At 40.6% G+C, this 12,941-nt stretch carries 15 protein-coding genes and 1 tRNA gene; 9 read left to right on the forward strand and 7 right to left on the reverse strand.

Going from position 1 to position 12,941, the window contains the following annotated elements; genetic code table 11:
* Positions 1 to 240: 240 nt before the first annotated feature.
* Positions 241 to 453 (reverse strand): PspC domain-containing protein, encoded by a 213-nt coding sequence (locus ACMHKH_RS03745; RefSeq protein WP_325245516.1) that lies wholly within the window; start codon positions 451 to 453, stop codon positions 241 to 243.
* Positions 454 to 988: 535 nt separating this feature from the next.
* Here ACMHKH_RS03745 and nadR point away from each other — a divergent pair.
* The 3 genes from nadR to ACMHKH_RS03760 all read left to right on the forward strand — a co-directional run bounded on the left by nadR (position 989) and on the right by ACMHKH_RS03760 (position 3,508).
* Positions 989 to 2,035: a multifunctional transcriptional regulator/nicotinamide-nucleotide adenylyltransferase/ribosylnicotinamide kinase NadR gene (gene nadR / locus ACMHKH_RS03750; RefSeq protein ID WP_413519325.1), complete on the forward strand. Its 1,047-nt coding sequence runs from the start codon at positions 989 to 991 to the stop codon at positions 2,033 to 2,035.
* 65 nt (positions 2,036 to 2,100) lie between these two features.
* A complete protein-coding gene (gene pnuC / locus ACMHKH_RS03755) occupies positions 2,101 to 2,868 on the forward strand; it encodes a nicotinamide riboside transporter PnuC (RefSeq protein WP_413519326.1) in 768 nt (255 codons plus the stop codon).
* Between the two features lie 181 nt (positions 2,869 to 3,049).
* Positions 3,050 to 3,508, forward strand: coding sequence for a DUF962 domain-containing protein (locus ACMHKH_RS03760; RefSeq protein WP_413519327.1), 459 nt, complete (start codon positions 3,050 to 3,052; stop codon positions 3,506 to 3,508).
* A gap of 160 nt (positions 3,509 to 3,668) precedes the next feature.
* On the opposite strand, the gene ACMHKH_RS03765 is transcribed toward ACMHKH_RS03760, so the two are convergent.
* The 3 genes from ACMHKH_RS03765 to ACMHKH_RS03775 form a co-directional block, all read right to left on the reverse strand.
* Complete coding sequence (locus ACMHKH_RS03765) at positions 3,669 to 4,277, reverse strand: nitroreductase family protein (protein ID WP_413519328.1); 609 nt, start codon at positions 4,275 to 4,277, stop codon at positions 3,669 to 3,671.
* Between the two features lie 181 nt (positions 4,278 to 4,458).
* The gene (locus tag ACMHKH_RS03770; RefSeq protein WP_413519329.1) at positions 4,459 to 5,250 is read right to left on the reverse strand and encodes a glucose 1-dehydrogenase; all 792 of its coding nucleotides are present in this window, start codon (positions 5,248 to 5,250) and stop codon (positions 4,459 to 4,461) included.
* Positions 5,251 to 5,622: 372 nt separating this feature from the next.
* A tRNA-Gly gene (locus tag ACMHKH_RS03775) sits at positions 5,623 to 5,697 on the reverse strand.
* Positions 5,698 to 6,200: 503 nt separating this feature from the next.
* On the opposite strand from ACMHKH_RS03775, the gene ACMHKH_RS03780 reads away from it, so the two are divergent.
* From ACMHKH_RS03780 to ACMHKH_RS03795, 4 genes are all read left to right on the forward strand, one after another.
* The gene (locus tag ACMHKH_RS03780) at positions 6,201 to 7,013 is read left to right on the forward strand and encodes a M48 family metallopeptidase (protein WP_413519330.1); all 813 of its coding nucleotides are present in this window, start codon (positions 6,201 to 6,203) and stop codon (positions 7,011 to 7,013) included.
* A gap of 284 nt (positions 7,014 to 7,297) precedes the next feature.
* Positions 7,298 to 7,621, forward strand: a complete 324-nt coding sequence (locus ACMHKH_RS03785) for a BolA family protein (RefSeq protein WP_413519331.1) — start codon at positions 7,298 to 7,300, stop codon at positions 7,619 to 7,621.
* A gap of 67 nt (positions 7,622 to 7,688) precedes the next feature.
* The gene (locus ACMHKH_RS03790) at positions 7,689 to 8,048 is read left to right on the forward strand and encodes a SirB2 family protein (RefSeq protein ID WP_413519332.1); all 360 of its coding nucleotides are present in this window, start codon (positions 7,689 to 7,691) and stop codon (positions 8,046 to 8,048) included.
* A gap of 83 nt (positions 8,049 to 8,131) precedes the next feature.
* Positions 8,132 to 8,533 carry a hypothetical protein gene (locus tag ACMHKH_RS03795; RefSeq protein ID WP_413519333.1) on the forward strand — a complete coding sequence of 134 codons (402 nt, stop codon included), beginning with the start codon at positions 8,132 to 8,134 and terminating at the stop codon, positions 8,531 to 8,533.
* A 102-nt stretch (positions 8,534 to 8,635) separates the two neighbouring features.
* Here ACMHKH_RS03795 and trxA read toward each other — a convergent pair whose 3' ends face one another.
* The 3 genes from trxA to ACMHKH_RS03810 form a co-directional block, all read right to left on the reverse strand.
* Complete coding sequence (trxA, locus tag ACMHKH_RS03800; protein ID WP_413519334.1) at positions 8,636 to 9,076, reverse strand: thioredoxin; 441 nt, start codon at positions 9,074 to 9,076, stop codon at positions 8,636 to 8,638.
* Between the two features lie 106 nt (positions 9,077 to 9,182).
* Positions 9,183 to 9,365, reverse strand: coding sequence for a DUF2892 domain-containing protein (locus tag ACMHKH_RS03805; RefSeq protein ID WP_079692564.1), 183 nt, complete (start codon positions 9,363 to 9,365; stop codon positions 9,183 to 9,185).
* Positions 9,366 to 9,514: 149 nt separating this feature from the next.
* Complete coding sequence (locus ACMHKH_RS03810) at positions 9,515 to 10,384, reverse strand: MBL fold metallo-hydrolase (RefSeq protein ID WP_413519335.1); 870 nt, start codon at positions 10,382 to 10,384, stop codon at positions 9,515 to 9,517.
* A 285-nt stretch (positions 10,385 to 10,669) separates the two neighbouring features.
* Between ACMHKH_RS03810 and ACMHKH_RS03815 the strand changes: the two genes are divergently transcribed.
* Together ACMHKH_RS03815 and ACMHKH_RS03820 are read left to right on the forward strand one after the other, a co-directional pair.
* On the forward strand, positions 10,670 to 11,026 hold the full coding sequence (locus ACMHKH_RS03815) for an ArsR/SmtB family transcription factor (RefSeq protein ID WP_413519336.1): 357 nt from the start codon (positions 10,670 to 10,672) through the stop codon (positions 11,024 to 11,026).
* Between the two features lie 102 nt (positions 11,027 to 11,128).
* Positions 11,129 to 12,850 (forward strand): SulP family inorganic anion transporter, encoded by a 1,722-nt coding sequence (locus ACMHKH_RS03820; protein ID WP_413519337.1) that lies wholly within the window; start codon positions 11,129 to 11,131, stop codon positions 12,848 to 12,850.
* Positions 12,851 to 12,941 lie beyond the last annotated feature (91 nt).

Raw genomic sequence — 12,941 nt, forward strand, 5'->3', positions numbered from 1 at the left:
ATTTACCTGAACTAAATTTATACAGCATGCAGAATTATTCAGTGTTACAGCTCATTTATTAATAAATTCCAATAGAAAAACAACCAATGACATAAATAAAAAAATACCCAAATGCGTGAGCATTTGGGCAGGAGGAAAGGTATGTCTTGGGCATCCTGATTAGTCAGGCTTTTTGTTTTTTGGGGTACTGCAATTTTATTATTAAGCTTTTTTAATTTATCAATACTATAAATCTCTGCTTTACTGATAAGACTGGCTATTTGCTTTTGGCATGATGATCCATAATATAATATAGATTAAAACACCGGGTACTGCTGCACTTAAGGTTGAGACTATAAAGAATAGTAATCTAACCCAAGTTGGCGACCAACCGACATATTCTGCAATACCGCCCATCACGCCTGCTATCATGCGATTGTTCTGTGAACGATGTAATTTTGCTAACTTAGCCAAATCAAATACCTCTTTTATATTTATTTTATTGCGGCTCTTATAAACTTCTTACTATTTTATATATATTAAGATCGTTTTGCATTTGCCTTTTGAGCTTATGGAATAAGTATAGCAATCATTCTGCTTATATCTGTTGGCTGTGTAGACGTGCTTTGTGAGTTTATGCTACTTAAGCTTACTCTAACCTCTCATTAGTACACCTAAACCCCTGATTTTAAATAGTTATTTCAAATTGTTTCAAAGACAGCTTTGTTTCTAGCCTATTACAACTTTTGTTACATGTACCATATTATTTAATGAAACCAAATGCTTAGACGCCATAACTAATTCTTAAAAACGATGTTTTATTCAAATAAAATAACAGGGTTGTAGATAAATAAAAAATAATTTTATTTCAAAATACGCCATAAAATAACGCCTATTTACAATAATCTACGGGTAAGTCTGCACAAACCTTTATACCATGCTCATAAATACCAAAAATTTTATATAACTAAAAATAAATTGCACTCAATAAGTGTAAATAAGGATAGCTATGTACGAGTCAGGATTAATGATTGGACATTTTGAGCCGCTACATTTGGGGCAAATGCGCAGTATTTTGGATGCAGCAGGACAGGCAAAAAACTTATATATCGTCATTATGACTCATCCATCGCCGCATCCAGATTTTAAAATTACTTTGCAAGATAAAGCACGTTGGTTGCAGATGGCTTGTGCTGACTTGCCTTTTATTCATATTCATACAACTGATGAGATTGAGCTACCGCTACACGAAAGCTTTGCAGATGTAACCATAGATACCACTGCCAGTAATACCAAGCTACAACGGTTGATGGATGCGTTAAATCTGCCAACCGAAACTGTCTTGTTTGTCGCAGAGAATCACCCGTTGGCACAATCTAATGTGCAAAATCAGCTAATTATGCAATTGGTCACCACTCCACTACAGTCTGAATTTGACTCTTATGCCATTGCACGCAATCCGGTCGCACATTGGTCAGCGCTGCATCCACAAGCTCGCAGCGACTATACTAAAACGGTTGCAATCGTCGGTGGTGAAAGCTCAGGTAAGACCACATTGGTACATAAGCTTGCCAATTATTATGGTGCCAGCTTTGCGCTTGAGATGGGAAGGGTTTATGTCGCTACGGATTTGGGCGGTACTGAGATTGGACTACAATACAGCGATTACGGACCTATTGCTCTGCATCATGCCCAAGCCATTCGTGACGCTAAAAACGTAGCAACAGCGCCAGTGACGATTATTGATACCGATTTTGTCACTACTCAAGCCTTTTGTGAGGAATATGAAGGTCGCACGCATCCTTTTGTGGCAGCTTGTATTGATGAATTCTGCTTAGACCATACGATTATGCTCGATAACAATGTGCCGTGGGTTGATGATGGTATGCGCTCTTTAGGCACGCCAGAGGCACGCGGTCGTTTTGAGCAGCTACTATTGGATATTTTTGCCCGTCATCATATCGAGCCGCATATGATTGATCAGCCAGATTATGATGCACGTTATCAGCAAGCGTTATTATTTATTGACCACTATATCTATGGTCAGCAGCCGTAACAGATATTCATCTCTTATTAAAAAATAATTTTCAGCAGCACTATCTATTTTAGGAACATAACGCCATGCGTATTCAGCTACTAGACAATATTACTGGAAAATGGGCGATACAATGGATTGTCATATGGTTCATTTGCGGTATGCTTGCATTATCTGCAGGATTTTGGCTGACCACCGAACATACCACGCTCGATTGGTTTTATTTAGGCGTGTCTTTTATTGGTCTGGTATGTGTGGTCTCACTATCATTTCGTAAAAATATCTTAGGTAATGGTTTTGGTATGGGTGCCACAGCTGGTGAAGTTATTGTGCAAGCAACTTCTGGCGCTGTAGGTCTGATGCTTGCGCCATTATTCAATTTCTTTACCCACGTCTATGGTATTTTTTACTGGTCAAAGCATACCGATGCTGATGGTGACATGGTACCCAAATCTGCGAGCAAATGGATTTGGTTACTGACTATTGGCTTTATGGTAATTGGACTGGCTTTATTTCCCACCGTCAATGATCTGCTAGCGAGCTATGGTTATGCGGTCGTTGAAGATGATAATAGTAAATTCCTAGGCTTTATCTCTTTCTTTTGGATTAACGTCATTGCCTTTGTATTGTCAATTACCGCTCAAGCAGCGATGATTCTGCGTTACTCATTTAACTGGTGGTTATGGATTCTGTCCAACTTCGTCTGGTTGACCGTAAACCTTATGTCAGGCAATTACATCTTTGCAATTCAAACAATGGTATACCAAGTAAACTCGTTTGTTGGGCTTTATGAATGGTATCGCAGCGAGCAAGATTCAGTAGAGACAGCAACACTTGTAAAGAATAGCCACTGATATGCTGTAAAACACTGTCCGGCAGGTTTTACTGAAAAAATAAGAACTTGAGATAAAAGGATTTGACTGTAGGGTATAACAGATAAAATGGCAGCGGACAGATATTCATGCTACAACTGGTAGTCGTAAGTAATGTAATTTATTTATCTACGATCATTCATTTACTGACAAGGAGGTTAGTATGTCTGTTACTCAGCAAAAACGAATGTCAAAGCGCACGCTTGAGCAGTGGCTCAGTGAGTATTCGGTCAGTCATCAAAATCTTATTAACAAAAAAATTCATTGGCTGTGCGTCCCTACTATCTTTGTCAGTCTGTTAGGTATGGGCATGTCGTTCTCAGTTTGGTTTACCTTGATAATGAGCGCCTTGGTATTGTTATTTTATATGCGCTTATCGACGCCACTATTTATGGCGATGGGGATGTTTATTCTCATTTGTCTTTCAGTGATGGCCCTATTACCTTGGGGCTTTAAGGTTTGGGCGGCTATATTTGTGGTTGCATGGATTGGTCAATTTATCGGTCATAAGATTGAAGGTAAAAAGCCCTCCTTCTTTGAAGATTTACAGTTTTTGTTAATTGGTCCAGCATGGGTTGCAAATAGTTTAATGGGACGAAGACCAAAGCCAGCTCATGAATGATAGATTAATATTATTTGCAGAATAGCTCTTATTTTAAAAAAACTGTCTGATATAGCATTTTAATGAAGTAAAAAAGCGCCACTCAACAAACCGTTGAGTGGCGCTTTTTATATCTGGCAAATCTTTTGCTTAAGTTCTATATATTCAGTAGTCTGAACCATTAACCAAATACTTTAAGGCGCTTCTCGAGCGGCTCGAATGCTTTATCGCCTGCTGGTTGCTCAATCGCACCAAAGACCATCTGCGCAATTAATTCCCAATCCTTATCAACTTCCCAAGTTTCAGCCACCTTATCATCAATGATAGGATTGTAATGCTGTAAGCTTGCACCAACACCTACGCTTGCCAAGGCTGTCCAAACTACATACTGATGCATAGCATTGGTATGCTGCGCCCAAATAGGGAATTTATCGGCGTATAAAGGGGCGTTTTCTTGCAACGCTCTGATAGCTTTGTGATCTTCAAAAAACAACACCGTACCCGCACCGGCTTTAAAGCTGTCTATTTTCTGTTTGGTTGAGGCAAATTGCTCATCACTATCGACGATAGCTCGTAAGGTATCTTCAGTGAGCTGCCAAAGCTTGTGATGTTCATTGCCAAATAGGACAATGATGCGTGTTGACTGCGAGTTAAACGATGAAGGCGTATGCAAAATAGCATGCTCGACCAATTTCACCACTTCTTCGTTTGATACTGGTAATTGATTACCTAACGCATAAATCGAACGGCGCTGCTCAGCAAGTTGCTGCAAACTTTGTAATTCTGACATGATAGCTCTCCTAATTAGGTGGGGTATTATAAGAAATATTTATTTAATGCGATAGTTAATTTTGTAAATAATCTTAACAATAAACGAAAATAGAAAAGATATATTAATAAATAAAAAACGGCATTCAATCTATAATTGAATGCCGCTGCTATTATTAACTATCGACTTTTTATTAATGTCACTAATCTAAGGTTTGTACACCGCCACCATTCACAAAGATGGTTTGACCACTGACCCAAGTCGATATCGGTGCCGCAAAATACAACATAGCACCGGCGATATCATCAGCCTCACCCAAACGCTTAATAGGCGTATTTGCGAGCATTTTCTTTTCAATCTCTGGCGTTAGTACCGTTTTCAAAGCATCCGTACGTGTGGCACCAGGACCAACTGCATTAACGCGCACTTCAGGACCAAAGTCATGCGCTAAGTTTGCCACCATATGATTAACAGCCGCTTTTGAGCCTGCATACCCACTCATATTCGGGCTTTTATTGATACTCGACATCGAAGTGGTAAATACAATCGAGCCATACCCTGACGCTTTCATATGCGGGGCGCACAATTGGCTTAAGCGCCAGCCACTAAAAACGTTTAACTCAAAATCACGTCGAATGTCATCGACCGATGCTGTGGACGGGTTTTCACGACCGCCGCCACCGCCGCCCGCATTATTGATTAAGATGTTAACAGTACCAAACTCAGCGACGACTTTGTCTACCATAGTGACCAAATTATCATCTTTTAAAATATTACACTCTACGGCAAGCGCTTTTACCCCAAGCGCCTCAATATCTTTTACCGCTGCTTGCGCATCTTCAAGTTTTAAATCAGCAATGGCAATGTTAGCACCCGCTTCTGCCAAACGTAACGCTGTGGCTTTACCAATACCGTTGGCGCCGCCCGTCACAATGGCAACTTTACCTGACAAATCGAACAGTTCGTTAAATGCTTTATGTTGAAATTCTTGCATAATAATTCCTTAATATAGGTGTGCTCAGCCCGTTTACAGCACTATTAAACAGTATAAATTGATAGCTACTGAAAATAGATGGCTAATACATGCGTTAATCTTATGATTAAGCAGTTGCCAATACGACCATTTTCAATGTGATCGTAATCTAAGCGCTGACTAGAAATAATTATGCGCGGGATAGTTTATTTTAATGTGCTAAGTTCATGCAATTTTTGTAATAATTTATATTTGACTGATTATCATGCCACTATAGGGATTGTCATTGTCTACATATGCTGCTAACTGATTGTTAACTCGAATTTTAGACATAAAAAAAGCTTCACTTCTTATGATAAGAAGTGAAGCTTTAGTGCTTTTACAAGCCATATTTGGAGCGGGAAAAGAGATTCGAACTCTCGACCCCAACCTTGGCAAGGTTATGCTCTACCACTGAGCTATTCCCGCTGAATCAATTCGTAATGATTAACTACTACGTCTCGATAGGCTGGCTATTTTAGCAAATATTCTGCGTGTGTCAATAGATTTTTTCAATTTTCTTCTTATTAAAACTGCCCTTTAGCGACTATTAAGACAATAATCCTTGTAGCTAATTGATTTTATAGTTTATTTCTTAAGCCTCGAAATAAAATTATTTTTATAAATAATTCTCTTATTGCCACTGTTATTAATTATTTCAATCTATCGCACCGCTTATTGTACAAATTTATTATCCGCTTACAGGTTTATATTAATTACAATCCTACATTGTACTGTTACTTTTGCTCTATTGGTTTTAGATGGTTAACATTATTATACTTATGTTTAATGACAGTTAAGGTAGAATTTCACTGTTTTAGTAGATTGAGAGACGATAGTAGAATTTCAATAATAAGCTATCCTCTTATCTATGCTCTTAATACTGGTTTTGTTTAACTTTATTTTTTCCATTTACAGCGAGGATGTTTATTATGAAAAAATTGCTTACCACGACCGTTATGGCGGCTTCATTGTCAGCACTGACTTTAACAGGTTGTACTAGCACGACTGGTACTGGTGCCGTCGGCGTTGATCGTCAGCAGCTGTTGTTAGTATCAAGCGAGGAAGTATTACAGCTCTCAGCTCAGAGTTATAATAAAACAATACAAGAAGCACGAGCGAAACGCTTGCTTGATACCAATACCGCTCAGCTGAATCGTTTAAAAAACATCTCTAATCGTTTGGTCGGTCAAGTGGGCGTCTATCGCCCTGATGCGGCAAAATGGCCGTGGGAAGTACATACGATTAAATCTAATGACTTAAATGCTTTTGTACTGCCAGGTGGTAAAATCATGTTTTACACCGGTATTATCGATCGTCTAAACTTAAGTGATGATGAAATCGCTGCCATTATGGGTCATGAGATGTCTCATGCCTTACGTGAGCATTCACGTGAGCGCTTATCACGTCAATACGCCACTCAAACCGGTATCGGTGTCGCAGCCAGTATTTTTGGACTATCACAAGGTCAAGCTCAGCTTGCAAACGTTGCGGGTGACTTAGGTCTAAGCCGTCCACATAGTCGTACCCAAGAAGCTGAGGCGGATCAAATTGGTCTTGAACTAATGGCACGAGCAGGTTATAACCCACAAGCTGCCGTTACATTGTGGCAAAAAATGCAACGCGCCAGCCAAGGCGAGCCACCACAGTTTTTAAGCACTCACCCATCTAGCGGTAACCGTATTGCACAAATACAATCTTTGCTGCCAAAAGTGATGCCGTTATACCAAAAAGCACGTCGTTAATGGCTGATATTTAGTCATGAAACTTAATTTATTAGACGTTAAATTATTAGATATGATTTTTAATTAATTACTGATAAAAATAAGTACTGACAGCTAACAAAAGCAGAGCGCAGATTTTATATTGCGTTCTGTTTTTTTATGGGTTTAGTCAATACATAATTCTCGCATCAAGACAAAACAGTCTATATATAAACCTCTGCTATAATAGGCATTATTCGTCATTTAAAACCGACCAAACCTAATACTATATTTGGCAAAAGACTCTATTTAGCATAAGGATTAACATGACTACCACACCGACCGCCGACGCCCTAACTCATCAGCTACAAGAACTGCAACCGCAGCATATGGAATTGGTGAATGAATCAATGAATCATGCCGGTTATTTTGACGGTAAAGAAAGTCACTTTAAACTCATCATTGTCAGTGAGACTTTTGAAGGTAAACGCTTAGTGGCGCGTCATCAGCTTATTTACGATCGGGCGAATTCTTTATTGACCTCACAAGGCGGTCAAATTCATGCTTTGGCGATTCATGCGTATACCCCAACAGAGTGGCAAGGGCAAAACCCTGAAAGCCCTTTATGTGCTGGACAAAATGTACAGTAGTGATTATTCCTATCATCAATCTCTTATTTAAGCTTGCGAGCTGTAACGGTAAAAGGAACGTTGTTTCATGAAGCATCTACACATGTTGATGGCAGTACTCGTAATTGTGCTGTTTTTATACCAAAGCTACTTGGTTTTAAGCGCTAATAAATCGGCGCCACGTGTTATTAAAATCTCCAATCATATTATTTATACACTAGTTTTACTTTCAGGCGCATGGATGCTGTTCCAATTGATGAGTGTCAATGCACCTATACAATGGGTCATTGCAAAGATGGTTCTATTTGTAGCAGCGATCAGTGCCAGCATCAAAGCATTTAATAATAGTGCGACACCTAACCAAAGGAAAACCGGTATTCTTATCGCTGGAGCGGCTTATGTGGGTATTGTAGTACTTGCGTTTACTAAGCCGGGCAACTTGTTTTAATGAATGTATTTTCAATATCTTAATTAGAATATTTTTGCTATCTTAAATGTATAAAAACGCAATATTAGCCTACTGGAGCCGCTATGAAAACATTTACTGCAACCGCACTACTGGCAACTGCTGGCATTTTTGGTCTCTCAGGCTGCGCTTCTACGGGTAATATTACGCCGCAATATATTCCGCCAAGCACCTATCAGAGCTATGATTGCCAAGCATTAAATCAAGAGTATGTCCGTGTTAATAACTATGTAAACGCTGCACGTAATGAACAATCAACCTTATCTGCATCAGGTGTCGGTGTTGGGATATCGGCAGGACGTTGGGGCATCTCACCTAACATTAGCTTTGGCGTCGGTCAAAGCAACAATAATAAAGCCCGCGATGTCAAGTTATCGCGCCTATACGGTGAAAGCGATGCCATTATTCAGTCAGCACGTATTCAGCGTTGTAGCTTTGCAAATGGTATTAAGATTTATGGTGAGTAGGCTAAAACTGCTTTAATACATCAAGCATAATAAAAAAGCCAGTACGATAAACGTATTGGCTTTTTTAAAATTCAATTTATAAAATATTGTTCGCAATAACAACTACTTCAAGCTTTGTACCCACTGTATGATCTGGTGACTAGGTAAAGCCCCCGACTGCCGCGCCACTTCCTTACCGTTTCTAAAGGCAACCATCGTTGGTAAGCTACGGATATTATAAGGTGCCGCCGCTTGCTCATATTTATCAGTTTGTACTTTAGCAAAGACGTCTTGTGGTAATTGACTGGCAGCGGCTTTAAACTCTGGTGCCATCATTAGACAAGGCTGACACCAGCTTGCCCAAAAGTCTACGATGGTCAGTACGTCATTTTTTTGAATGACTTTATTAACCGTTTGCGCGTTCAGTTCGTGCGGAATACCGGTCAATAGAGGCTTAGCACATTTTCCACAGTTGGGCGCAGCACTAAGACGTGCAGCCGGTACGCGATTGGTTGCTTGGCAATGTGGGCAGACGACATGACACGCTTGTTGGTCTTCACTCATATTTTGACTCCTATGCTGAACGTATATATTATGAAAAAGCCAACAGCACTTTGCACTATTGGCTTTTTTACTACTTTATCATTAAATAGCTTGAAGTTTATAGAGGTTAAAGTTTACAAGTATTAGTGCCAAGCATTTTATATAGCGGACAAAAACGGAACAAGCCGGTTAGTAGCGGCACCAAACCGACAACACCCCACCAGCTTTGATAGTAAACACCCACTGCAATAATAATGATACCGGCAATAACACGCAGCATTCTATCGGTACTACCAATATTGATATTCATGATTGCTTCCTTAATAGAGAAAATAACAATAATATTGATAAATAAACCATCAATAAGCCAATCATGTTGCATAAAGAACTGGCATTATAATGTATGGCTTTCGTTCAAAACTTTCAATTTAATAGTGACATTTATTTAATCAGTAAATATTATCCTAATACGTTGATAGGTACTTTTAGATAACGCGTACCATTGTCTTCAGGCTTAGGCAGATGACCGGCATCAATATTGATTTGTACTGATGGAATAATCAGCCGCGGCATCTCAAGATTGGCATCGCGGCGCTCACGCATCTCAACAAACTCTGCTTCATTAATGCCATCTTTCACATGGATATTAGTTAGCTTCTGCGCCGCTACGGTGCTGGTTGGACAATGCTTTCGTCCCTTACTTGGATAGTCATGGCATAGATACATGATTGTCTCTTCAGGGAGTGCCAGCAGCTTTTTAATCGATTGATATAAGGTTTTAGCATCCCCACCTGGGAAGTCGCAGCGCGCTGTGCCCACATCTGGGGCAAACAAAGTATCACCAACGAATACTACTGTCTTTTCATCGTCAGTGGCAATATACGCCATGTCAGCCGGGGTATGCCCAGGTACATACATAGCGGTAATAGTGATACCACCAAGCATCAAAGTTTCGCCATCATCGGTTAAAATATCAAACTGACTGGCATCGGTACGAAAGCTGGTATCAAAGTTAAATATCTGTTTAAATATTTTTTGTACTTCAGTGATGTGTTGACCGATCACTAATTGCCCGCCAAGCGTTTCTTTGACGTGTATAGCGCCTGATATATGGTCGGCATGGGCATGGGTTTCTATAATATAAACCAGCTCCCAACCATGATCATTGACAAACGCGATGACTTCATCGACGCTAGTAGTGCCAGTACGCCCTGATTTTGCATCAAAATCCAGTACTGGATCGACAATGGCACAGACTTGCTGCTGAACGTCTGCGAGTACGTGAGTATACGTTTCTGTGTCGCTATGTAAGAATGAATGAACTTGCATGGTTAACGCTCCATTTTTCTAGGAATATTTTAATTATTTAGTAATTGTTACGTATAATAGAACGACATCTATCGTCGTTAAAATAAATCTGTTTATTGTCTATGACTATCAATATAGCAACTATTATTTAATATATAAATTTATATAATGTAATTAACGATAACTTGCTATCGGCGTCAATTTCATTGATAATTAACCCTATAGATTTATATATAAATATTATATTTATATCTTATCTTTTATCTCTTATGTAAGGAGCTCGCTCTGACTACTTCTACTGCAATATTGAGCACATCTGATATCAATCATGACAGCAATGACGGCTTTGCACCAAAAGACCTTGCTGAAAAAATGCAGCAAGCATCAATGCAAGCCAGCCAACTGCTCAAGTCGCTGTCACATCCTGACCGCTTGCTCCTCCTCTGTCAGCTGACTCAAGGAGAGTATTGCGTCAGTGAGCTTGAAAGCTTAGTGGGTGTTGGACAGCCAAGCTTATCGCAGCAGCTTGGTATTTTGCGTAAAGATGAGCTAGTGGCGACACGCCGTGAAGGCAAGCAAATTTACTATCGTATCGCCAGTGATGATGCGTTAGCGGTACTAGAGCTTTTATATCAGCGTTTTTGTGCCACAGACGAGGCATAGATACTATTTGCTTGTTTATTCTTTCGCTCATTCATTCATTTACTTGCTCGTTAGCTAAATCTCAGTTTTGACGACTACTTTTTATTGTGAGGACGTAATGCTATGCCCTCTATTGCTACTCGACTGATACCTGCTTGGTTACGCCAATACCAACTGTCTGCCTTGCCAACTGATGTCATCGCAGGGGTGGTGGTTGGTGTGCTTGTGATTCCACAAAGCTTGGGCTACGCGGTGTTGGCAGGATTGCCACCTGTGTATGGTTTATACGCTGCTATCGTGCCTGTGGCGGTGTACGCGTGGCTTGGCTCTAGCAATGTACAAGCCGTCGGACCTGCTGCGGTGACCGCCATTATGACGGCAAGTGCGCTGCATCCTTATGCAGATAAAGGCGCTGAGCAATATGTCTTGATGGCAGCTTTGTTAGCCCTCATGATGGGCTCGATTTTGTGGCTGGCAGGACAGCTAAAATTGGGCTGGATTATGCAATTTATCAGCCGCGGCGTCTCTGCTGGGTTTATCAGTGGTGCGGCGGTGCTTATCTTTATCAGCCAGCTGAAGTATCTGACCGGTATACCTATCGCTGGAAACGGCTTAATCGGTTATTTATCCAGTATGCAGATGTACGCCAGTCAGTTGCATACATTGACGTTACTCATTGGTATGACTGCCTTCACACTTATGGTTATGAACCGCTACGGTAGCACGTGGGTATGGCAATCTTGGTTATCAGCCTCTTATGCAAAATGGGCAGAGCGTCTATTTCCACTGATTCTGCTTACAATCGCTATCGTATTGAGTATCAGTCTACATTGGGCGACGAGCGGCGTGGCAACGATTGGCAGTGTACCACAAGGACTGCCAAGCTTTACCACACCGTATCTGCCAGACTTTGATGAAGCGCTTAATTTGTTGCCGACGGCAGGATTGATGGCGCTGATTGCCTTTGTATCTAGCAGCTCTGTTGCCAGTACTTATGCGCGCATGCGCGGTGAGATATTTGATGCCAATCGCGAGCTGACAGGGCTTGGACTTGCAAATATTGCCGGTGGATTCTTTCAAAGCTTCCCTATCGCTGGTGGATTTTCGCGTACCGCTATCAATGTCGATTCAGGCGCTAAGACACCTTTAGCGAGCTTGGTCACAGTGCTGGTCATGATTGCCGCTTTGATTGCCTTTGGCTATATGCTTGCTCCGCTGCCCTATGCGATTTTGGGTGCGACCATTATGGCAGCCATCATCGGTCTTATTGATATGGCAACGCTAAAATCAGCATGGTACCGCGACCGCTTGGATGCCGTAAGCTTTATCGCCGCTTTCGGCGGTGTACTCATATTTGGCTTAAACACGGGATTGGTCATTGGGCTGATGGTGTCCTTTGCCAGTCTGATTTGGCAATCAAGCAAACCTCATGTTGCCATCGTTGGTCAGCTAGCAGGAACGGGGCATTTTCGTAATATCAATCGTCATGACGTGGTAACTTTTCATAATCTATTGATGCTGCGTATTGATGAAAGTTTATTTTTTGGCAATAGTGAATCGGTGCATCGTCATGTGGTACAAGCCACGCGCCAATATCCAGAAGCAAACGAGATTATACTTATTATGTCAGCAGTTAATCATATCGATTTAACTGGACAAGAGATGCTGATTAGCTTAAACCAAGAGCTTTTGAATCAAAACAAGCAGTTGAGCTTTAGCTTTATCAAAGGACCTGTCATGGATATCATTGAACACACACCAGTGATTACTGATTTATCAGGGCGCGTGTATTTAAGTACCATGGATGCGGTTAATGACTTAAAAGATAGAATGGATACAAGATAAAATGACACGTGTTTTATATATCATAAAAGCTGTGTTATGCTAAATTATTAGGGCTAATAACAAACATCAACTAGCCTACAGAAAATTTTTG

The organism is Psychrobacter glacincola, assembly GCF_965118485.1.
GTDB lineage: Bacteria > Pseudomonadota > Gammaproteobacteria > Pseudomonadales > Moraxellaceae > Psychrobacter > Psychrobacter glacincola_D.

Excerpts from the sequence above, each read along its gene's own strand:
- nadR (WP_413519325.1), top strand. The coding sequence starts at position 989 with ATGTACGAGTCAGGATTAATGATTGGACATTTTGAGCCGCTACATTTG.
- pnuC (WP_413519326.1), top strand. The coding sequence starts at position 2,101 with ATGCGTATTCAGCTACTAGACAATATTACTGGAAAATGGGCGATACAA.
- ACMHKH_RS03760 (WP_413519327.1), top strand. The coding sequence starts at position 3,050 with ATGTCTGTTACTCAGCAAAAACGAATGTCAAAGCGCACGCTTGAGCAG.
- ACMHKH_RS03765 (WP_413519328.1), bottom strand. The coding sequence starts at position 4,277 with ATGTCAGAATTACAAAGTTTGCAGCAACTTGCTGAGCAGCGCCGTTCG.
- ACMHKH_RS03770 (WP_413519329.1), bottom strand. The coding sequence starts at position 5,250 with ATGCAAGAATTTCAACATAAAGCATTTAACGAACTGTTCGATTTGTCA.
- ACMHKH_RS03780 (WP_413519330.1), top strand. The coding sequence starts at position 6,201 with ATGAAAAAATTGCTTACCACGACCGTTATGGCGGCTTCATTGTCAGCA.
- ACMHKH_RS03785 (WP_413519331.1), top strand. The coding sequence starts at position 7,298 with ATGACTACCACACCGACCGCCGACGCCCTAACTCATCAGCTACAAGAA.
- ACMHKH_RS03790 (WP_413519332.1), top strand. The coding sequence starts at position 7,689 with ATGAAGCATCTACACATGTTGATGGCAGTACTCGTAATTGTGCTGTTT.
- ACMHKH_RS03795 (WP_413519333.1), top strand. The coding sequence starts at position 8,132 with ATGAAAACATTTACTGCAACCGCACTACTGGCAACTGCTGGCATTTTT.
- trxA (WP_413519334.1), bottom strand. The coding sequence starts at position 9,076 with ATGAGTGAAGACCAACAAGCGTGTCATGTCGTCTGCCCACATTGCCAA.
- ACMHKH_RS03805 (WP_079692564.1), bottom strand. The coding sequence starts at position 9,365 with ATGAATATCAATATTGGTAGTACCGATAGAATGCTGCGTGTTATTGCC.
- ACMHKH_RS03810 (WP_413519335.1), bottom strand. The coding sequence starts at position 10,384 with ATGCAAGTTCATTCATTCTTACATAGCGACACAGAAACGTATACTCAC.
- ACMHKH_RS03820 (WP_413519337.1), top strand. The coding sequence starts at position 11,129 with ATGCCCTCTATTGCTACTCGACTGATACCTGCTTGGTTACGCCAATAC.